Below are 20,875 nucleotides of genomic sequence, written 5' to 3' on the forward strand. Positions count from 1 at the left end.
CGCGCTTATTCTTGCGCGAATTGGCCGAGTCTTCCGGCGTAAAAGGTCAGCGCGTCTCCGTCCGCCATGCTGGCCTTGAGAACCTTACCCACCACAATAACGTGATCGCCTGCGTCGTGATACGCGTGCTTGTCGCATTCAAACCGCGCCAGACAGTCCGGCAGGATCGGCGTACCATTGTCGCAACGGTCGTGATTGATGTTTTTCAGGGCAAAGGCGTCTTTCGAGCAACCAAAGCAAAGCTCGGTTTGCTCGGATGACAGCACGTGAACGCTGAAATGGCGCGCTTTTTGGAAGTAGGGGAACCGACGAGAATTCCGGTCTCCAGCCCACATGATCAATGGTGGGTCTAGTGAAAGGGACGAGAAACTGTTTGCCGTGATGCAGACTGGGCCGTCTTCGCTGTCGCAGGTCACGATAGTTACGCCGGTAGCAAAGCGGCCAAAGGCGTCGCGCAGGGTGCGGGTGTCGTCCTTGTGCGGGACGAATGTGTGCGTCATGTCCTTTGAGATTGCATTCATCATGGTACCTCGTGTCCAAGCGCCGCCTCATAAAGGCGGAACCAGCTCTCGCGATCCAGCTTGACCTTCAAAGCGTCGGAAATGCTTTTGATGCGGTCTATGTTGTTGGTGCCCATCACCGGAAGAATGCCCGCCGGGTGCGCGAGCAGGAAGGCAATCGCCACGGCCGCGCGGTCCACACCAAACACTGCCGCGATCTCGTCCGCGACCACACCAACCGGAGGATTCCCAGCCATAAGAACACCGCCACCCAGCGGCGACCATGCCATCACTGGTTGGCCATGCTGCTGATGGAACGCCAGATCGCCGTTGGTGAAAGGGCTGATCTCGCCCAATGAGATTTCGATCTGGTTGGTAACCAGTTGTGTCTTCATTGCCGATTGCAGCAAGGACCAGTCCCAAGGGCGGAAGTTCGACACACCAACCGTGCGCACCTTTCCGCTGGCGACAACTTCGTCCAATGCCGCTCCGGTTTCATTGTGGTCCATAAATGGATCAGGGCGGTGGATCAGCAGCAAGTCGATATGATCAATTGCCATCTCGGTCAGAGACGTCTCAACCGATTTCAGAATGTGGGCGCGAGAGGTGTCATAATATTTGACTTTCGCGTGGGAATACCGTCCGCAGGGCGCGACGATATCGCACTTGGTAACGATCTCCATTTTCTGTCGCAGCGTTGGGTTGGCCCGCAGAGCCGCTCCCAGTACGGCTTCGGCATTGTAGTCGCCATAGATGTCGGCCTGATCGAATGTGGTAATACCCTGATCCAAACAAGCTTGTATCTTGGTCTCGACATGGCCAGCAGAAGTATCCGTGTCGTCGCCCAAGCGCCACATGCCATAGACAAGGCGACTTACTTCCAGCGAGTCCGACAGTTTCACACGTTGCATTAGTGGCGTACTCCGTTGCCCAGCGGTGTAGCAGGGGTCGTCTTGGGAACCCTTCCGTAAGCTTCTGGAAGAGAACAGGTTTTCAGGTTCGGCAACACGCGGGAGCCAAAATGTTTGGCCTCGTCCAAATGTGGGTAGCCTGAGAAGATAAAGGCGCGGATGCCTATCTTTTGGTACTCTTCGATCTTGGACATAACTTGATCGGTCGATCCGACCAGTGCCGCACCGCACCCTGACCGCGCGCGACCAACACCTGTCCAAAGACCAGGTTCCACATACCCATATTCGTCCGCCAGATCGCGGTTTTTGGCTTGGTGTGCGACCCCTAGTGAGGTTGAGTCAAGCGCGCGCTCTCGGATCGCGCGACCATATTCATCATCCAACTTCGAGACGATGAATTCTGCATATTCTTTCGCCTCGGCTTCCGTGTCTCTTACGATCATATGGACCCGAAGACCGTAATCCAATGTCCGGTTATAGTTCTTCGCCACGGCGTGTACGGCCTTCATTCTTTCCGCCAGTTGGTCCTTTGTTTCTGGCCACATGAGGTAGACATCGCAGTGCTCGCCACATAGTTCCAGAGCCGAGGGAGAATACCCACCGAAGTACAATAGTGGTCCGCCGGTCTGGTAAGGTTTAGCCGGATCAGCCGTCAGGCCCGAAAAGTTGTAGACTTCGCCGAAGTGGTTGATCTCGTCCTGTGTCCAAGCCTGCTTGAGGATTTCGACAACTTCGCGCGAGCGCTGATAGCGAAAAGCGCTGTCCGCCTTTTCACCGGGGAAATCCGACGAGATGATGTTGACGGTCAGTCGACCTTTCAGCATGTGATCCAGCGTGGCGATGGTGCGCGCCAGCATGATAGGTTGCATTTCACCGCAACGCACTGCAGCCAACATGTTGATTTTTTCCGTAACCGGCGCGCACCCTGCAACGAAGCTTAGCGTATCCTGCCCGACCTGATAGGAAGACGGGCACAGGATGTTGCGAAACCCTTGTGCCTCGGCCTCTTTTACTATGCCCGAGCAGTGTTCCCAACTGGACCGTAAATCACCGTCCGGTACGCCCAGAAACTGGTAGTCGTCCGAACACAATGCCGCGAACCATGAAACCTCTGCCGAGTCCAGATCAGGGGACGTGATAGGGACTATTGTCATCTGAATCGGGCTCCGCGTCGGTTTCGCTTTTCCTCTTGCGTAGCAATCGCTTTGATGTAGATCAATAGTGTATCAATTTTTCCTGCGACCGAGTGAAGCGTCCCGAATGACCGCAGCTAACAGAAATCCGAACGCTCTGCCGGTTTATATACAGATCGCAGAACTTTTGATCCGCGATATCGCTGCAGGCCGCCTTATTGACGGCGAACGTTTACCACCCGAGCGCGAGATGGCAGCTGAGTTGAGAGTTTCGGTTGGGACGTTGCGAAAATCGCTCGCCGAGCTTGAAAAAAAGGGGATGCTAGAGCGCATCCAAGGTTCGGGTAACTACATCCGTGAGACCGGAACACAAAACAGCGTCTATGCGATGTTCAGGCTTGAGCTACCAGAAGGGGGCGGTTTGCCGCGTGCGGATATCCTGTCAGTTGATCATCTGCAAAAACCATCTGATCTGCCAAAGTTCGGGACCTTCGACACCGGGTCGCGGGTACGTCGGATGCGCTACCTGAATGATACAATCATAGCCGTCGAAGAAATTTGGCTAGACGAATCAGTTGGTCTTATTGACCGAACACTCTTGTCTGACTCTCTCTATAGGTACTATCAGCGCCAGTTGGGTTTTTGGATTACACGAGCCGAAGACAGGGTTTCAGTTCGTCCGTTACCAGAATGGACGCCGCCAGAGTTTACCAAGCTTGCCGGCCAGGCTGCAGGATATATCGAACGGTTCAGCTGGTCAGAACACGCTGCACCCGTTGAATTCTCGAAAACATGGTTCGACCCAGATCGGGCCAACTACGTCCAACGACTGAAGTAGAAGGAAACGCGCATGACCCGGACCATCAATTACGGGCTGATTGGATGCGGTATGATGGGGCAAGAGCACTTGCACAATATCGGTTTGCTGGAAGGCACTCGTGTATCCGCGATCTTTGAGCCCGAACCCGAGATGGCAAGGGCGGCAAAAGCGATTGCTACGACCGCCGCCATGGTGGGTTCGGTGCAAGAGCTTTTGGCAGTTGAGGAACTGGACTGCATTGTGGTTGCTAGCCCGAACCATCTGCATGTGGACCAAATCTGCGAAGTTGCAGATACGCGTCCGCTGCCAATGTTGGTTGAAAAACCGCTATTCACAGATCCAAAGGATACAGCCCGGTTAGAACAGTTGCAGCGTGACTACCTATGCCCAATCTGGGTTGCGATGGAATACCGGTACATGCCCCCGATTGCAGCTCTGATAGAGAAAGCCGAGGCAACAGGTGGCGTAAAGATGCTATCGATACGGGAACACCGCTTTCCGTTTCTAGAAAAGGTTGGAAACTGGAACCGGTTCAATCAAAACACCGGCGGGACATTTGTTGAAAAGTGCTGTCACTTTTTCGATCTCATGCGCTTGATACTGCAATCCGACCCGGTGCGCATAACGGCAAGCGGTGGACAGGCCGTGAATCATCTGGACGAGAGTTACGACGGCGAAACGCCGGATATTCTGGACCATGGCTATGTCATTGTCGATTTTGCGTCGGGCGCGCGCGCAATGTTGGAGCTTTGCATGTTTGCTGAAGGCTCTCTCTATCAAGAAGAAATTTCCGCTGTTGGACCAGACGCTAAAATCGAGGCGCTGGTCCCTGGGCCCGGACGCTTTTGGCCGGAACATCTGGGGGAGCCCCCAACGCCGAAGGTGATTGTTAGCCCTCGCGATCCCAAAGGACCTGCCTCGATGGATATCCCAGTCGACGCCAGGCTTCTGGCGGCTGGGGACCACAATGGGTCTACCTACTATCAGCACGAGGGGTTTCTGGCCGTGCTTCGGGGTGAAAAGGCGAGCCCTGATGTTTCCTTGAGAGACGGCGTATGGGCCGTAAGGATGGGACAAGCGGCGCAACAGGCAATAATCACCGGCGAAACAGTACACCTTGTCGACTGAGCGGGCTTGGAAGCGGGGTTGTATTTTGCAACCCCACCCAAGAACACCTCAGGACTTGTGAATTTTCACTGCTTCGGTACTTGTCGCCAAAACCAGAAACGTAGACCTTGGCGCAAGTAAATGTGGGGTCTGCTAGACGTTCAATCCCTGGCTAGCGTCACATCAAATTTCACGTGCAAGAACGGTTCGGTGATCTTGCCAGAAAGTTCCATGCCATCAGGAAACTCTGAAGCGGGCCGTTCAACATAGGTCATCACTAGATCGTCTCGTACTCCAAACACTGTGTCCTGATCTAAATAGGGATCGTCGTCGGGAAAGATCTCAGTCACCAGAGGCCGGTAGCCGGGTGCCTTGACGATATAGTGCAAGTGCGACGGGCGCCACGGATGACGCCCGCATGCGCGTAAGATATCCCCAACAGGACCATCCGACGGAACGGTGTATTCAACCGGCTTCACGGTAGTGAAGGCATATTGACCGTCCTTGCCTACGGTCATCAGGCCGTGGAAGGAATATGTGTCCTGTTCTTCATCCTGGCTTGCGTACTTTCCATTGGGCGCGGTTTGCCAGATGTCGAGTTCTGCTCCGGCAATCGGGTTGCCTTCGATATCCTGAATAACGCCTTCGGCAAGAAGAACCGGCCCACCGTAGTGACGCTTCATGTCGCCACCGATTGGCAGCGGGGGGGCGCCTGAAACGTGAAATGGGCCAAGTACAGAAGAGTTTGTCGCGTCAGAACTGGAATGTAGCATATCAACCAGTGACGACAGGCCCAGCACGTCCGATGCCAGCACAAATTCATGCCGGTCCTCGGCTTCCACAGCCGCACATCCTTCGAGAAAAGCAATCCCCGCGCGCCATTCTTCATGCGTCAGATTGGTTTCTCGCGCGAAGTCATGAAGGTGCCTGACCAGAGACCCCATGATTTCACGCATCCTCGGATCGGTGTCCTTGGACAAGTATCCCATAAAGACGTCGGTGATATTGTCTTTGGTGACAGAGCGCATCTTAGTCTCCTTAAATCAGGGCAAGGCTGAGGATCGGGAACTCGATCAGAATGAACAGAACGATCAGCATCACGAACGCGAAGGGAAGGGCGCCCATGAACACGTCCTTGAGGGATATGCGGTCATCGTTGATCGTGGATTTGATTACAAAGCAGGATATGCCCAAAGGCGGTGTCAAAAGCCCGATTTCAGCTCCGACTACAGTGATGATCCCAAACCAAATCAACGACATATCAAGGGCTTCGGCCATGGGCAGAAACAACGGGACAACGATCAGAATGATGGACGCCGTGTCGAGCAATGTTCCCAGGAAAAGCATCAGCAAGACGTAGAGCAACATAATCGACCAGAAGGATGCGGAATTCCCAGCTAGCAGGTCTTGCAATTGATTTGGTAACCCAGCCAATCCCAGCATGCGGCTGTAGATCGAAGCCGCTGTGATTAGGAAAAGGATCGCTGCTGTGATGTGACCCGTTTCCAGCAACGCATCCCAGAAAGCCTTCGGAGACATAGACTTGCGCGCGATGGCGATGATCAGCGCAACCAGCGCACCGGCTGCACCCGCCTCGACTGCGGTTAACCACCCTGTGTATATTCCGCCGAGCACAACCGTGATGATGAACAATGTCGGCAGGGTCTTGGATGCGATTTCGCGCCCTGACATCCATTCAGTATCTTCAACGACCCGACCGCCAACGAATGCAGGTGTGAAGCGCCCCATAACCCAAATCGCACCAACATAAGCGATCGCCAGCATAATCCCCGGAATGACCCCCGCCAGAAACATGTCCCCTACGGATTGTTCGGCGACAAAGGAGTATATTATCAGCATGGCCGAAGGCGGGATAATCATGCCCAGCACCGAAGACCCGGCCACCACGCCAACGGCAAAGCGTGGGTTGTAGGCCTGCGCCATCATTTGCGGCACAGATACTTTGGTGAACACGGACGCTGACGCAATCGACGAGCCGGTTACTGCGGCAAATACCGCGTTGGCTCCAACCGTTGCCATTCCGATGCCGCCTTTGACCTTGCGGAACCGCATGGTCATGACTTCGTAGATGTCCCTGCCCAACCCAGCTTTTGAGACGATGAGCCCCATGAAAGTAAAAAGTGGAATAGTGGCGAAACTGTATTCCATCGCACTGTCGCCGACCGCAACTTTCAGCAGGTTTAGCGCAAGCGTGAAGTTGTCCCGCATCAGCCAGATCGACACAAACGAAACCACGCCCAGAGCAATCGGAATGTAGACGCCCGCGTAAATCAGAAAGACGATGGCGACGACCGAGATCAGGCCAATCTCAATCGGCGTCATTCTGCGGCCTCGTCATGCTCTGGGGTGCGAATAAGTTGCGGGCGGTCCTGCGCCGTGACCACCTTGAGCAGGAAGATCACGCAGGCAAGCGCAGTCCCGCACGCGATGACCAGTTTGACCGGCCACCATGGCAATGTGAAAAGACCGGGAACGCCGAAATAGTCTTGCGTCTGCCACATATGCAGGAACTCTGGAAAGGTTACGTAAGCGATCAAGGCCATGAAGATGGCGGAGATGGCGTTGATGATGCGCCTCAGATTTGCAGTTAGGCCAGGTCGACGATGGTTCAGCAGGTTTAAAAACCCATCCGAGCGCGTCAGCCGATCCACTCGGACCACGTCTGCCAGCTGCAGAAACACGATCATGACGACTGAAAACTGCACCATTTCGTAGGTGCCACGCAGTGGGGCTGAAAATAGGCCACGTGCTATGACATCGACGTTAAGAATGACCACCAACGCCAGAACGACGAGCGTACCCAAAGCGTTGGCGGCGATTGCAAGAGCATTGGCGACCCGCGACAGGCCAGCAACAGCAGTTTTCAGCATGTAAGGCCCCTTTCTTGGGTCGCAAACGTGTTATTCGGCTGTCCAGTCGCGAACCCCAGTGAATCCAGCGTCCTGAAGCTTGCCTAGATAGGCGGCCAGCATCTCGGTGCCTTGTTCGCCGTTTTCATTCAGTGTTGCAGCCCATTCCTGCGCCACGTTCGGCATCGCGTTTGCCCATGCGGCGCGGTCTTCGTCCGAGATCTCTACAATTGTTCCGCCAGCTTCGACAAAGGCATCTTGTGACGCTGCTGCCCGGTCCATCGCAATGCCTGCCACATGGTCGCGGTAATCAATGGCAACCGCTTGTAGAACCTCTTTGACTTCGTCAGGCAAGCCTGCCCAATAGTCAGAATTTACAGTGACTGTCTTGGTGTTCACAGCGCCAAGATCCGCCTTCAACATGTAAGGGGCTACTTCAACAATTTTGAAAGTCTTGGACGCTTCCGGCCAAATCATCACGCAGTCGACAAGGCCGGTTTGGACCATGTTGTAGAAGTCTGTAAGACCACCGCGAACGCCCGCTGCGTCTTTGATGCCTTCTAAATAGCGCAGATTCAAACCTGCACCAGCAATCTTGCGCCCTTCAAGGTCTGCAACCGTTTCGACAGGCTCCGAGCAGAACATCTGATATGTGTCGAGAACGACACCCGTCGCAAGGTAAACTTGGTTCTGCGCGCCGAATTCATTCTGCATCGCAGGGTATTCTCGCGCGATCTCGTCAACGGCTTTGGCTACTGCGCGGGCATCCGATGCGACGAAAGGCGTCGAGCCCGATATTCCCTGGCTGGGCAACTTGGACGAATGAAAGATCGTTGTGACTATGCCAATATCACCCAGACCCAGTTGGACGCCTTCAAGAACGCCCTTGGGTTTAACGATCGAACCGCCATAGTTCTCTTGCCAGTTCATCTTATAGTTGCCCGACTCGGCCAGCCGTTTATCCACTTCTGGAATGAAGAAGTTAGTGAATTCTTTCACCCACAACGCCCGGTCGGGATAGCCATCTATCACGACGGCTGAAATGGTCTCTTCTGCGGCAGCAGGTAGGGCCATCATGCCTGCCACGGCGGCGCCAATCAGGTTGCGTTTGGTCCAGTTTTTCATTTCTCTCCTCCCAGAAAGTTTGATCTTCTAGCCTGTTATCTGTTTGCCTCGATCCGGCTGGCGGTCAGGTGCGTACCTGCCGCTGTGCGTCGTATATCGCTATCTAAATGCTGGACTTTTTGTCCGACCATGCGTGCCAAATCTTCATGCATAAGAACAAACTTTTTCGAATGGAAAACGCGGTAACTTGTGGAACAAACCTGTTTCATCCGCGTAGCCCAGATTGCAAAGAAAGTTCGACTTAAGCGTTGTTCCCTTGAAAAATTCCTCGTCAACGATCTTGTTCGAAAACCCCGACATGGCGCCGACGTCCAACCCAACAGCGCGGGCTGCGATCATGAAATAAGCGCCTTGCAGGGTGCCATTTCGAAACGCAGTGTCGGCCACGTATTCGGGATTGTTTTCGAACAATGGTCGACGATCTTCGTGCGGGAAAAGAAAGGGCAGTTCCTTCCAGAAGCTCATGTCATAAGCAATGATCGCTGTGACAGGAGCGCCCATCATCTTTGGCACGTTCTTCGGCTTTAACGACTTTGCAAGCCGCTCTTTGCCTCCCGCGCTTTTCACGAACACAAAGCGCGCCGGAAGCGTGTTCATACTGGTCGCGCCGTTGATCGTGATGTCATAGATCTCTTCCAGCAGATCGTCAGAAACCGGCTTGTTGGTCCACGCATAGTGAGATCTGGACTCGCGCAGGATCAAAGCGATTGCGTCATCTGAAAGCCGAGGAATGCGTTCTCGCAGATCGCGATGATCTTGCTGCGCCTTGGCGCGTAGTGCTTCCAGCTCTGGCCCTGTTGGCGCTCTCATGCTGCGTCTAATTTTGACTTGGAGTCTTTTTCGTCAACAATCGGGCTGGCGCATACGCCGATGCCTTCAATCTCGACCTCGACAGTTTCACCTGGTTTCAACCAGCGGGGATTTGGCTTTTTGGCGTGGCCGACGCCCGGTGGCGTACCCAACGCAATCAAATCTCCGGGTTCAAGAGTGGTGTATTCAGAAATCGTGGCAATCACCTTGCGCACACCCCAGATCATGTTGGCTGTGTTGGAGCGCTGAAGAATCTCCGAGCCCACTCGGCTTTCGATCTTCAATCCGGACGCCCCTTCGGGCAGTTCGTCGGGCGTAACAGTAAACGGACCGATAGCCCCCGTATCATCGAAGTTCTTGCCCGGCGTCCACTGGTGCGTCTTGCGCTGGTAATTCCGCACGGAACCATCGTTGAAAACGGTGTATCCGAATACATGATCCAACGCGTCTTGCTCTGGGATATGGCGACCGCTCTTTCCGATGATCAGCATCAACTCTGCTTCGTAGTCCAGTTGGTCCGAGCAGGATGGGCGCACCATGGGCTGTCCCGCTGCCATGATCGAGTTTTTCCCGCGCATGAAAAGCGCAGGGTATTCCGGGATGTCGTAGCCGCCTTCCTTGATGTGGTCTGTGTAGTTCAGTCCAATACATATGATCGCGCCGGGTGCGGCTACGGGCAGCGCCGGCGTGATTGACGAAACTGGGTAACTTTCTGCGGCAGAGATTTTTTCGGCAAGTGAGTCGGCTAACCCCGGATTGGCGATCAAGCCCGTCAGATCAGAGCCGACGGCAGGGTGCAAAGCCGCTAAATTCACTGCATTTTCACCGTTCACGGCAAAAACTGCTGTGCCTTCAGAAGTCTCTCCCACCAAGTATTTCATTTTCACCATCCATTACAGTTCGCTTGCTTTTTGCCGATTATTTTGCCATATGTCAAATAATATCGATATTTTGAGGGATCCCCATGGTCGCTTGGGCAGACTATAAATCAGAAGCAAAAAGCCGGGGCGCACTGGCGTTGGAGCTTTACGTGGCGCACAGCACACCGGCCAAAGGGCCGGAAGACGTAAAAGCATCGCTTGCGGATCACTTGGCGTATCAGGCGCAGCTCGAGCGCTCGGGGCACTTGGCTTTTGCAGGCCCAATGTCGGATGAGACAGGAGAGCATATGCAGGGGATGGGTCTGATCATTTATCGCGCCGACAGTCTTGAGGTTGCCCAAAAACTGGCAGAGGAAGATCCCATGCACAAAAGCGGGGCACGCAGCTTTGTACTACGGCGTTGGATCATAAACGAAGGTTCGCTGAACCTCTCTGTTGGTCTGTCTACTGGAACGAGCACCCTTAGTTAAAAGCCCCTGAAGTTTGCGCACTCAACGAGGAACAGTCGAAGATGGACGTCATGCTTGATACCGAGAGTAAGGAAACATCGGCAACGCATAGTGCGTATCGAAGGCTTCGCGAAATGATCCTGACCGGTGAATTGCCGCCTGGGCAAAAACTTAAGATCGAGCAACTTCGCGGGCTTCTGGACACAGGCGCAAGCCCGGTGCGCGAGGCGCTAAGCCTTTTGACTTCGGACATGTTAGTCGAGCGGATTGACCAGCGCGGATTCAGGGCTGCACCAGTTAGCAAGTGTAACTTTGAAGAAATATTACTGTTGCGATGCAACCTTGAGGAAACGGCTTTGCGCGCCTCTATCGCCAACGCGGATGCGTCTTGGGAAGACAGGCTTGTTTTGCGTCATCACCATATGAAAAAGGCCAGTCAAAAAGGGGCACATGATTTTGAGGACGCTCATAAAGCGTTTCACATGGTTTTGTTGGACAATTCGAAACTGCCGTTGCTGCTTCGGTATTGTTCGCAGCTTTACGATCTCAACATTCGCTATCGCTATCTGGCGGCTGGTGGGCCGAGTTATAAAAAGCGAGATATCTCTGCCGAGCATCAGCAGATCCTAGACGCCGCATTGGATCACGACGCGGATAGTGCAACCAGGCATTTAATCGATCACTACCGTCGGACAGGCGAGTATTTGAGTAGTCAGATGGGATCCTGACAATGCAGCGGAATTGGTTTTTGGGCGATCTACTCAACCAATTGTTCGATCGTCCCAGATTCAGGCGTGGGAAAGAAGATAAAAGATCTATCGCAGAGCTATGTGAAGCACTTTTGTCCGCCGAAGGTGAGGTGTCGGGCTTTATGCTAGCGTCCACTGTCCTGGATCGTTACCAAACTTTGGACGACGACGATAAGCTGGCCTTTTTTGCCTATTTGAATGACCAACTTGAGCTAGACGCAATTCAACTCTCTGAAACTGCTCGCCTATACTCCGAAGATCGAAGCGTTGATTTATATCAAAAGCTTAGCGAGGTCGCAGAACCTAGACGGCAGGAGTTGCTACGCCGATTGAACCAGCCGGTAGGTGCGACACAAGAGCTTGTTGCAATGCGCGTTGACTTGCTGCGCTTTCTCAAGTCAAACCCTGAACTGAGACGAACAGATATCGATTTCGTCCATTTGCTCCGGAGTTGGTTTAACCGTGGTTTTCTTGTTCTGAAGCCGATCAGCTGGGATACTCCTGCGCGCGTTCTTGATAAGGTCGTTGCTTACGAGGCAGTTCACCAGATTGCTGATTTGGACGATCTGCGACGAAGGCTTTACCCGCCAGATCGTCGTTGCTTTGCTTTTTTTCACCCTTCGATGCCAGAAGAGCCGCTGATTTTTGTCGAGGTGGCATTAACGGCTGATATTCCTGACGCGATCGACGTGCTTTTGTCCGAAAGTCGAGCCCCGATTGAACCTGAACAAGCAAAAGTTGCAGTGTTCTATTCAATATCGAACTGCCAACGGGGACTAACGGGTATCAGCCTTGGTAACTTGTTGATCAAACAGGTTGTCACCGAGCTTTCGCGAGAGCTTCAGCGCCTTGAAACATTTGTGACCTTGTCGCCGATACCAGGCCTGAAACAATGGCTTGCTGGCGAAACTGCACATCCTGAGCATGGCCATGCCGCCGATGCCGTGCTTTCTGAAACAGCCCCGCCGCAGGATCTGCGTGCGATGGCCGCCCGATACTTAATGTTTGCCAAGCGTGAAGATGGGCTGCCGCTGGACCCCGTAGCTCGCTTTCACCTGGGTAATGGTGCTGAGCTTCATGAACTGCATGCTGAGGCAGATTTGTCACCGAATGGACGCTCGCAATCCGGTGGCGCAATGGTCAATTACCTTTACGATTTGAACAAAACAGAACGTCATCACGAAGAATTCGCGCAAAATGCCACGATCGAAGCGTCTCGTTCTGTTCGCGCGGCATCAACTGCAGCGTTTGTGGCAAAGCCAAGGGAAAATACCGCGTGACCAACACCCTATACGACAGCTTGTTTGCCCGCCACGAGGGGAGCAAGGCGCCTTTCCTGCAACTTGATGATGGCCAAGTGTTGTCCTATGGCGCGTTTTTGAAGCGGGCTGCGCAGATCGCGAACGTTTTGCAAAAGAGCGGAGTTTCACCCGGCGATCGCATTGTCGTACAAGCCCCCAAATTGGCCGATACGATTGCGCTCTACGCTGCTTCGATTCAGGCAGGCGCTGTGTACCTGCCGCTGAACACTGCTTACACAATGGCAGAGCTAGAGTATTTCATCTCTGACGCCCAACCGGCATTAATTGTCTGCGACAGCAACGATGAAGCTGAAATCGGAAGGTTGGCGGCGCAGTCTGGCGCAAGGCTTCTTACCCTCGGTGGGGCTTCCTCAAGTCTAAGCCAAGAGGCTGATGCGCAACCCAGCGTATTCAAAACCGTAGAGCGCGCACCGGACGACCTTGCAGCGTTGCTTTATACATCTGGCACAACGGGCCGTTCCAAGGGCGCGATGTTGAGTCATCGAAACCTTTTGTCCAACGCGCAATCTCTAATAGAGCTGTGGGGCATCACAAACGCCGACCGCTTGATCCACGCGTTGCCGATCTTTCACACGCACGGGCTTTTCGTGGCTATGAATACGTCACTACTTGCCGGTGCCAAAGTTCGACTGATGGAGAAGTTCGACGTTGGGGTAATTTTGGATGAATTGCCTCATTCGACCCTTCTAATGGGTGTCCCCACCTTCTATTCCAGACTGCTGTCAGATGATCGGTTTACCAAAAAGATTGCAGGAAACATGCGTCTCTTTATATCCGGCTCGGCCCCATTGCTGGCCGAAGTTCACAAAGAGTTCGAGGCTGTTACTGGTCACCGAATCCTAGAACGTTATGGGATGACGGAAACCAACATGATCACGTCTAACCCCCTGATTGGCGGGCGCTTGGCGGGAACCGTAGGATATGCGTTACCGGGCATCGAAGTGAAAATCACGAACCCGGACACAGGTGAAGAATTGCCTTCAGGTGAAATCGGCATGATCGAGGTTCGCGGGGAAAATGTGTTCAAGGGTTATTGGAAGATGCCTGAAAAGACAGCGGAAGAGCTAAAAACAAATGGATTCTTCCTTACTGGCGATCTTGCAACAATGGCAGAAGACGGGCGCGTCTCGATCGTTGGTCGAGCCAAGGACCTGATTATTGCCGGAGGTTACAATATCTATCCGAAAGAGATCGAAGACGTATTGAACGACATCGAAGGGATCGAAGAAAGCGCAGTTTTTGGGGTGCCGCACCCGGACTTTGGCGAAAGCGTTGTTGCAGCACTCGTGCTTGAGAAAGATCAACCGGTTGAGCTCAACGCCGTGGAGCAGATTGTTGAGGCACAACTTGCGCGGTTTAAACTTCCCCGTAGGTACGAACTGGTGGACGCTTTGCCGCGAAACACTATGGGCAAGGTTCAAAAAAATGTTCTTCGCGATCAATTTGGCAGCGGTATAGCCTGACCCGGAAATTTGTTGGTAATCCTCGCTTTTTTCGCCAGGCGCTAAGTGGATGCTGACGAAACAACTGCGTTGCTTGCCAAGCTGAATCTGGTTCGGTTTGAACCCATTCAAGGCTTCTGAAATCAGTAAAGGGTTCTCAATGATCTACTATCGGGTTTCAAAATGGGCACTTCATCTGCGGAACAAGCAACCAGGCCGTTGTCGGAAAGTGATCGAGGCTTACAAAGCTGCCAATTTTGCGTTCGGATCAGTGAAAACTAGCGCAAAACTATCGCCTATGTTCTACTCAATCGCAGTACACCATGGGCGTTTCGACGAGGTGTTCCACGACACGTTTGTAACTGCAAAATTAAGGACGGTTGATGTGCTGAAATATCTTTTCCCTTTGCTTGCGCTGTTGTTCACCAATACGGCGTTCGCAGATGATAGGCCGATCTTTGATGCCCATATTCACTACAGCCATGATGCCGTAAAACTTGTTCCACCCGAACAAGTGGTCAAAATTCTGAAGGACGCGGGTGTCCGGAAAGCGCTCGTTTCCAGTTCGGACGACAATGGCACTCAACTGCTAGTGGCAGCGGCGCCAGATATCGTTGTTCCCGCACTTCGGCCATATCGTCGCCGCGGTGAGATCAGTACCTGGATGCACGATGAAACCGTTATCGACTATCTGGAAGCCAATTTGGCGACAAACCAATATGAAGTCATAGGCGAGTTTCATGCTTATGGGGACGATATCAAGACACCGGTTATACAGCGTATGATTGCGCTGGCAAAGGAACGAAACCTTATTTTGCACCACCACGGAGACCGTGAGGCTGTGGACCAGATCTTCGAAACCTGGCCGGAAGCTCGGGTCTTGTGGGCCCACTCTGGCTTTGACGATCCAGACAGTGTGGTCGATGCACTAAATACCCATCCAAAGCTTTGGGCCGATCTGGCATTTCGCTCAGATATGGTCTCGAGGGGTCGTGTCGACCCGGATTGGAAGGCCGCGTTTGAAGCGCACCCGGACCGGTTCATGGTCGGCACAGATACATTCGCACCGGAACGTTGGTATTACGTGGGTCGCCATGCGGACTTTTCACGTGAATGGCTGGATTTGCTTCCGGACCAGATCGCAGACAACATCGCGTATGCCAACGCTGAACGTTTGCTGGCATCAAAATGATCCGCTGGGGTGTCTGTTGCCTGCTGTCATCAGGTGCTGCCGTTGCCTGTGAAGCAACTGGACAACGCATGGATTCCGAAATTCAAAACGCACCTGAAGTTTATTGGGCTGTTGATGAGCTCCCGTTGGCCCAACCGTTTTCCATTCTTGTTACAGTCTGCCGTGAAGCTTCGAGCGGCGAGGTGCAAGTAGATGCAATCATGCCCGCTCACCAACACGGTTTAAACTATACCCCCAAAGTTACCGCATTGAGCGACGGAGTATTCCGCGTCGATGATATGCTGCTTCACATGCCGGGTTTTTGGGAATTGCAAGTTGACCTAGATTTCAACGGACAATCAATTTCCTACACTTCTGAAATAGTTCTTAAATGAAGCTGTGGGTGGCAGCTGCGTTAGTAGTGCTGACGGGTGCTGCGCGTGCTGACGTCCTGTTGTCTGAAGACGAGATTCAACAAACTCTGTCCTTCGGTCCTTGGCCCACACCAATTCAGACAGATCCAAGCAACAGGGTTTCAAACAACGCAAGAGCAATTGCGCTCGGAGCGGCGTTGTTCAACGATCCGGTGTTGTCCGTCGACGGTGCATTTTCATGCGCAAGTTGTCACGACCCTGAACAGGCATTTACCACGTCCGAAGGGCGTGCATCCGGCCGCGTGTTGTTGGATCGAAATACGTCGTCACTGAGAAACCTGTCTGGTCTGCGATGGTATGGTTGGGGTGGCAAAAGTGACAGTCTGTGGGCCGCAAGCTTGCACCCGATCATTGAAGAACAAGAAATGGCGCACAGCAAGGCAAGCCTTAAAGCCGCTGTTTCTGAAAGTGTCTATGTTGATGATTTTGAAGAAATCTTTGGTGGCATCGAAAAGCAAGACCCGGAACTGGTGTTGGTGAATATTGCTAAAACTCTATCGGCCTACCTGGAAACGGTGGACACCGACCGGACGCCGTTTGACGATTTTCGGGACGCATTGGAGCGTCGCGATCTGGTAGAGGCTGCTATTTACCCCGAAGCCGCACAGCGGGGGCTTCAGCTTTTTCTAGGGCGCGGAAATTGTGTGTTTTGCCACAATGGCCCGAGGTTTTCCAACAATGAGTTCCACGACGCAGGAGTACCCTATTTTCTGAATGAAGCCGAAGTCGACGAAGGTCGGTTCGGCGGGTTGAACTTTTTACTTTCTAGTCCTTACACGTTGAACGGCGACTGGAATGATGACCCAGAGAAGCAAGGTGCATGGGCGGTTCGCAGTGTACGAAGAAGCCACACTGATTTTGGAACCTTTCGTACGCCCAGTCTGCGCGGTGTCGCTGAAACCGCCCCTTACATGCATGATGGCAGTTTGATCGACTTGAATGCAGTGATCAGACACTATAGCGAAATTGATACCGAGAGGCTGCACGCCGACGGAGAAGCCATACTCTCAGAATTGAATTTGACTGAGAGCGAGGTTGCTGACTTGGTTGCGTTTTTAGAGTCTCTTTCCAGCGTTCCGTAGTTTTTAACAGGGCCCCGTGATTTTAGTCTGAAACTTCGCATTTTTGAATGCCCGGATTGTCCCTTAGAGGTGGAGTGCAATGCGTAGCTTGAGTTGAAGCGGGCAGGGCGAGCTTTAACCAACAACGGAACGTTTTCGCTAACGCGTTCTGCCATTCACCGATTGGCGCCGAATGAGAACAGACTTTTTGGCCAACCAGCAGCTAGTGCCAGTTAGCCGGTTATATATACCCTTCAGTTGGTTTAAACCGCCTGAAAAGGAAGCTAGGCAGCGTCGAGGTTGGGAAACGGCAGTGTCAGCCCGCAATCCTTAGCAAGTTTGTTCAGATCCTGGCAAAGAGCCGGATTGAGCCTGATCCCGTCTTTGCGGCGGGCCTCAGCTGCGGCTGTTTTGCCGTCTCCTGGCAGACGGACCGGATCATGACCGGGTAGGGGGGAAGATGCACGCATTTCGGCAAAAACTCGGGCTACGTTAGTGGTAAAGTCCTTTCCCATCCCAAAAGCCGTCGGATCAAGCGCCATGACGAACTGGCCTGTGTTTGTTGACGATGTCGTGTCTGAGGTGAAGTTAACCACGTCAGAGCCGAAAGCTGCGCCGTTCAGAACCCCGGCCATCAACCCGATGGCTACAGACAACCCGAACCCTTTCGGACCGCCGATTGGTAACAGAAACCCTTCTGACTTCCGGGCGGGATCAGTCAACGGATTTCCATCGCGCCCGACCATCCAACCCTCGGGCATAGGCTGTCCTTGCTGCAAAAGGGTTTTGATCTTTCCCATCGCGGCAACAGTCGTCGCCATATCAAACACAAAAGGGTCTGGGCCTTCGGCAGGAGCGGAAAATGCGATAGGATTGGTGCCAAGAAGCAAGTCCGTTCCACCGTAAGGCGGGACATGGTTCGCGCTACCCACCGCCGCTGCCATGCCAAGCATCCCAACCTCGGTTTGCGGACGTACATATAGTGCCAATGGTCCTGCATGGTTGCCGCGCCGTACACCGACCCATCCGATACCTGCCTCTTTCGCCTTTTCTATTGCAAGATCACGTGCCGCCGACATTGCCAGATGCCCAAGACCGTCATCACCGTCAATCAAAGCGGTTGCGACAGTCTCATGCGCGACAGCGACCGTTGGCGTCGGGTTGCAGCCACCCCCTGCTAGTCGAGCCAAGTACTGGCGCAGCCGAAATACCCCATGTGTGCCATAGCCGTAAATGTCGGCCTCAACCATCACCGAGGCCACCTTATCCGCATCTGCTTTAGGCACACTTTGAGTTTCGAGTGCGCTTGCCACAAAATCTCGTAAGGCGTGGCAATCTGCGATCACGGGCTCAGAAGTCATCTCTGCCAACCTGCTCTTTGTGCCAGAACACCAGTTTGCGTTGTGTCCAAACCACTGACGCAAAGACGGCAAGGCCGACGAGGCTGAGGTACAGAATTAAGGAAAAAACGCGCGGTGTATTGAGCTGCGAGGCTGCAACACGGATTAGCTCGCCAAATCCCTTACCACCGCCTAGGAATTCTCCTGTGATTGCACCTGCCATAACACCGACTGCGCCGATCTTGAGGCCGGTGAATATCTGCGGAAGGCCGGTTGGCAGCTTCATCTTGATCAAAGTCTGCATTCGACTTGCACCCATCGTCTTGAAAAGCATACGTGAGTTTTCGTCAGCTGCATGAAGCCCCGCTGCCGTACCAACCACAATTGGGAAGGTCGCGATGAAGGCAGCAAGCGCCACTTTGGATTCAATGCCGAAACCCAGCCAAGCCACAAAGAGCGGTGCGAATGCTACTTTTGGCATGGTATCGATGGACACGAGATAAGGCATAACGGCTTTCTCGCCAAAGGCTGTTTCCCCGACAAGGACGCCGAGTGAAAATCCGATCGCGATTGCTAAAGCAAAACCATAGATAACCTCTTTAATGGTGATCCAGAGCGCCCCTAGCATATAGCCGCCTGTCAAAAGGTTTTGCCCCACAAAGATCATATCCATGAGGGTTTCCATAGGCGTTGGCAGAATGATCGGAGAAACCAGCTTAAGGCTCGTCACAATCTGCCAAGTGCCGACGAAAACCACGAAGACAAAGGTCATTGCCAACCATCTGGGGACAGAGTCGATGAAGTGAACTTTCTGCTCCCATACAGTGTCTTCTGAGATGTCAGTGTCTTTTACGGAAGGTGAGTAGTTTTGAACTTCGCTCACATTTCTTCTCCCTTGTCGAGGAGGCTGCGAATGTAGTCCACAATAGCGCCAAATTTAGGAGTCGTCATCATATCGAGCGTTCGTGGGCGCGGCAGGTCGACTTCAACAATTTCGGCAATCCTGCCAGGGCGTGGCTTCAGCACGACGATTTCGTCGGACAGTATCACAGCTTCCTGAATTGAGTGCGTTACGAGAAAAGCAGTCGCTTCCTGTTCTCGGCAAATGCGCTGCAATTCCATATTCATCATGTCGCGCGACAGTTCGTCGAGCGCACTGAACGGTTCGTCCATCAAAAGTACAGCTGGTTCCGTGATCAGCATACGGCAGATTGAGGCACGCTGTGCCATACCGCCGGACAATTCGTTCGGGTATACGTTTTCAAAGCCTTTCAAACCTACGATGTCCAAAAGCTCGTGGGCCTTGTCCATGGCTTTTTTCGCGGCAGCTTTGCCATCGCGGATTTCGATCGGCAAAACGATGTTTTCCACCGCGGTTTTCCAAGGGAAAAGTGTCGCCTGCTGGAACATCATACCAATGTCCCGGCGGGTTCCCGTCACTGGTTGCCCCTGAAGGATCACACGCCCCTTGGTGGGCGGGATTAGGCCCGCCATGATCTTGAGCAGAGTCGACTTGCCACAGCCGCTGGACCCGATAACAGACGTAAAGCTTCCTTTTCGAAGCGTCAGATTTATGTCATCAAGGGCGACTACAAGATTGCGTGCATAGGTCTTGCTTACGTGGGTCAACTCATAAACCGGCGAGCCCAAGGGCGCGCCGGAAAATTCGTGTGTTACAACAGCGTTCATTTGCTGACAGCCTCGTTTCCGATGGCGGCAAATTCATTGGTCCAGGCGGCACTCAAATCATCCAGTGGTCCTGGAATTTCACCCCCTGCGACAAGTGCATCTTGCCATTCTTCCCAAACTTCGGCGGGGTACCATCCCAGGCCATTGCTTGGATCAGCTGCAATGGTTTTTGACCGTACAGCATCAAACAGCGCCGACTGGAACTCCTTGTCCTCACCTTCTTGTGGATTGCCATCCGCCAGATGCTTTAGAACGGCCTCACGGTTGGCGTCATCGAGCGCAAAAGCATGGCCACGTGCGAATGCGCGGCTCCAAGCTTCGACCAGTTCCCGATCGTTGGCGATAGTGTCAGCCATAGTGGCGATGCCGTTTCCAAAGAAGCGCCCGAATTCCGCAGGTGTGATGTCACGCACGGCCATTCCACGCTGGTTGAGAATTGCGGTGTCAGCCGTAGATGCAGAGTATGCGTCGATTTCACCGTTCAGGAAAGCAGCAGTCGCCGGGCCGCCATCGCCGACGGTCAGGAAGGTGTAGTCTTCACCCTCTTTCATGCCCGCTCCGGTCATCACGTTGCGTGCAAAGCCCACTTCCGCGCCATCGGCAGTGCCGGTTCCGATGACCTTGCCGCGCAACTCTTCAACGTTTTGAATTTCAGAGTCTTCCGGCACGGCGATGCCGAAGTTGCTGCGGGCTGCAACGTTGTAGATGTGCACGGCATCCACGTCGCGCGATCTTGCCGCGATCAAGGGGCCGGGGCCGGGGCGTCCGAAATGTGCTTGCCCGGCGGATAGTGCCTGAAGAACCGCTCCTGAGCCGTTGATCGCCTCGACGGTCACGTTGAGACCTTCATCTGCGAAATAGCCTTCCCCAATAGCAACAAAAACTGGGAATGAGTTGATTGCCGAAGGGCTTGGTTGCACGAAGGTGATATCGCGTAAGTCTTGTGCGAAGCTTGCTGTTCCTAATGCTCCTGCTACCGGAACTGCCGACAGCAAGGATGCTGTGAAAATCCTTCTGTTCATCATTGTAGTCTTCCTCCCTTGCATGGTTGGCAACCCGCA

At 53.4% G+C, this 20,875-nt stretch carries 22 protein-coding genes; 9 read left to right on the forward strand and 13 right to left on the reverse strand.

From position 1 onward, the window contains the following. Positions 1-5 precede the first annotated feature (5 nt). Genes ACR0L3_RS03210 through ACR0L3_RS03220 form a run of 3 tightly spaced genes read right to left on the reverse strand, consistent with a single transcriptional unit; the run spans position 6 to position 2,565 of the window. Entirely contained in the window at positions 6-521 is a 516-nt protein-coding gene (locus ACR0L3_RS03210; protein ID WP_480744656.1) for a flavin reductase family protein, read from the reverse strand. Next, positions 521-1,411: an aldo/keto reductase gene (locus tag ACR0L3_RS03215; RefSeq protein ID WP_480743583.1), complete on the reverse strand. Its 891-nt coding sequence runs from the start codon at positions 1,409-1,411 to the stop codon at positions 521-523. The genes ACR0L3_RS03210 and ACR0L3_RS03215 overlap by 1 nt, the downstream gene beginning before the upstream one ends. Continuing rightward, positions 1,411-2,565 carry an LLM class flavin-dependent oxidoreductase gene (locus ACR0L3_RS03220; protein WP_480743585.1) on the reverse strand — a complete coding sequence of 385 codons (1,155 nt, stop codon included), beginning with the start codon at positions 2,563-2,565 and terminating at the stop codon, positions 1,411-1,413. The genes ACR0L3_RS03215 and ACR0L3_RS03220 overlap by 1 nt, the downstream gene beginning before the upstream one ends. A gap of 106 nt (positions 2,566-2,671) precedes the next feature. Between ACR0L3_RS03220 and ACR0L3_RS03225 the strand changes: the two genes are divergently transcribed. Together ACR0L3_RS03225 and ACR0L3_RS03230 are read left to right on the forward strand one after the other, a co-directional pair. Next, positions 2,672-3,382, forward strand: a complete 711-nt coding sequence (locus ACR0L3_RS03225; protein ID WP_480743587.1) for a GntR family transcriptional regulator — start codon at positions 2,672-2,674, stop codon at positions 3,380-3,382. A gap of 12 nt (positions 3,383-3,394) precedes the next feature. Continuing rightward, a complete protein-coding gene (locus ACR0L3_RS03230) occupies positions 3,395-4,492 on the forward strand; it encodes a Gfo/Idh/MocA family protein (RefSeq protein ID WP_480743588.1) in 1,098 nt (365 codons plus the stop codon). A 140-nt stretch (positions 4,493-4,632) separates the two neighbouring features. Here the strand turns inward: ACR0L3_RS03230 and ACR0L3_RS03235 are convergent, their stop codons facing one another. The 6 genes from ACR0L3_RS03235 to ACR0L3_RS03260 all read right to left on the reverse strand — a co-directional run bounded on the left by ACR0L3_RS03235 (position 4,633) and on the right by ACR0L3_RS03260 (position 10,157). Beyond that, complete coding sequence (locus tag ACR0L3_RS03235) at positions 4,633-5,499, reverse strand: dioxygenase family protein (RefSeq protein ID WP_480743590.1); 867 nt, start codon at positions 5,497-5,499, stop codon at positions 4,633-4,635. Positions 5,500-5,509: 10 nt separating this feature from the next. After that, entirely contained in the window at positions 5,510-6,814 is a 1,305-nt protein-coding gene (locus tag ACR0L3_RS03240) for a TRAP transporter large permease (RefSeq protein WP_480743592.1), read from the reverse strand. Continuing rightward, complete coding sequence (locus tag ACR0L3_RS03245; protein WP_480743594.1) at positions 6,811-7,362, reverse strand: TRAP transporter small permease subunit; 552 nt, start codon at positions 7,360-7,362, stop codon at positions 6,811-6,813. The genes ACR0L3_RS03240 and ACR0L3_RS03245 overlap by 4 nt, the downstream gene beginning before the upstream one ends. Positions 7,363-7,392: 30 nt before the next feature. After that, positions 7,393-8,466: a C4-dicarboxylate TRAP transporter substrate-binding protein gene (locus tag ACR0L3_RS03250; protein ID WP_480743595.1), complete on the reverse strand. Its 1,074-nt coding sequence runs from the start codon at positions 8,464-8,466 to the stop codon at positions 7,393-7,395. Between the two features lie 144 nt (positions 8,467-8,610). Further along, on the reverse strand, positions 8,611-9,276 hold the full coding sequence (locus ACR0L3_RS03255) for a malonic semialdehyde reductase (RefSeq protein WP_480743596.1): 666 nt from the start codon (positions 9,274-9,276) through the stop codon (positions 8,611-8,613). Continuing rightward, positions 9,273-10,157 carry a fumarylacetoacetate hydrolase family protein gene (locus tag ACR0L3_RS03260; protein ID WP_480743597.1) on the reverse strand — a complete coding sequence of 295 codons (885 nt, stop codon included), beginning with the start codon at positions 10,155-10,157 and terminating at the stop codon, positions 9,273-9,275. Before ACR0L3_RS03260 ends, ACR0L3_RS03255 begins: the two co-directional genes overlap by 4 nt. Positions 10,158-10,240: 83 nt before the next feature. Here ACR0L3_RS03260 and ACR0L3_RS03265 point away from each other — a divergent pair, with 83 nt between their 5' ends. The 7 genes from ACR0L3_RS03265 to ACR0L3_RS03295 all read left to right on the forward strand — a co-directional run bounded on the left by ACR0L3_RS03265 (position 10,241) and on the right by ACR0L3_RS03295 (position 16,806). Beyond that, the gene (locus tag ACR0L3_RS03265; protein ID WP_480743599.1) at positions 10,241-10,627 is read left to right on the forward strand and encodes a YciI family protein; all 387 of its coding nucleotides are present in this window, start codon (positions 10,241-10,243) and stop codon (positions 10,625-10,627) included. 41 nt (positions 10,628-10,668) lie between these two features. After that, entirely contained in the window at positions 10,669-11,334 is a 666-nt protein-coding gene (locus ACR0L3_RS03270; protein WP_480743601.1) for a GntR family transcriptional regulator, read from the forward strand. Positions 11,335-11,336: 2 nt separating this feature from the next. Continuing rightward, positions 11,337-12,635, forward strand: coding sequence for a malonyl-CoA decarboxylase domain-containing protein (locus ACR0L3_RS03275; protein ID WP_480743603.1), 1,299 nt, complete (start codon positions 11,337-11,339; stop codon positions 12,633-12,635). After that, entirely contained in the window at positions 12,632-14,140 is a 1,509-nt protein-coding gene (locus ACR0L3_RS03280) for a malonate--CoA ligase (RefSeq protein ID WP_480743605.1), read from the forward strand. The genes ACR0L3_RS03275 and ACR0L3_RS03280 overlap by 4 nt, the downstream gene beginning before the upstream one ends. A 364-nt stretch (positions 14,141-14,504) precedes the next feature. Further along, complete coding sequence (locus ACR0L3_RS03285) at positions 14,505-15,311, forward strand: amidohydrolase family protein (protein ID WP_480743607.1); 807 nt, start codon at positions 14,505-14,507, stop codon at positions 15,309-15,311. A gap of 68 nt (positions 15,312-15,379) precedes the next feature. Next, positions 15,380-15,685 (forward strand): hypothetical protein, encoded by a 306-nt coding sequence (locus ACR0L3_RS03290; protein ID WP_480743608.1) that lies wholly within the window; start codon positions 15,380-15,382, stop codon positions 15,683-15,685. Then, complete coding sequence (locus ACR0L3_RS03295; protein ID WP_480743610.1) at positions 15,682-16,806, forward strand: cytochrome-c peroxidase; 1,125 nt, start codon at positions 15,682-15,684, stop codon at positions 16,804-16,806. The genes ACR0L3_RS03290 and ACR0L3_RS03295 overlap by 4 nt, the downstream gene beginning before the upstream one ends. 263 nt (positions 16,807-17,069) lie before the next feature. Here the strand turns inward: ACR0L3_RS03295 and ACR0L3_RS03300 are convergent, their stop codons facing one another. From ACR0L3_RS03300 to ACR0L3_RS03315, 4 genes are read right to left on the reverse strand one after another with little or no spacing between them, the layout of a single operon-like run. Beyond that, positions 17,070-18,146, reverse strand: a complete 1,077-nt coding sequence (locus ACR0L3_RS03300) for an Ldh family oxidoreductase (RefSeq protein ID WP_480743612.1) — start codon at positions 18,144-18,146, stop codon at positions 17,070-17,072. Further along, positions 18,136-19,008: an ABC transporter permease gene (locus tag ACR0L3_RS03305; RefSeq protein WP_480743613.1), complete on the reverse strand. Its 873-nt coding sequence runs from the start codon at positions 19,006-19,008 to the stop codon at positions 18,136-18,138. The genes ACR0L3_RS03300 and ACR0L3_RS03305 overlap by 11 nt, the downstream gene beginning before the upstream one ends. Further along, positions 19,005-19,814 (reverse strand): ABC transporter ATP-binding protein, encoded by an 810-nt coding sequence (locus tag ACR0L3_RS03310; protein WP_480743615.1) that lies wholly within the window; start codon positions 19,812-19,814, stop codon positions 19,005-19,007. Before ACR0L3_RS03310 ends, ACR0L3_RS03305 begins: the two co-directional genes overlap by 4 nt. Then, a complete protein-coding gene (locus tag ACR0L3_RS03315; protein ID WP_480743616.1) occupies positions 19,811-20,839 on the reverse strand; it encodes an ABC transporter substrate-binding protein in 1,029 nt (342 codons plus the stop codon). The genes ACR0L3_RS03310 and ACR0L3_RS03315 overlap by 4 nt, the downstream gene beginning before the upstream one ends. Positions 20,840-20,875: the final 36 nt, after the last annotated feature.

The organism is Ruegeria sp. CK1, from assembly GCF_056536545.1.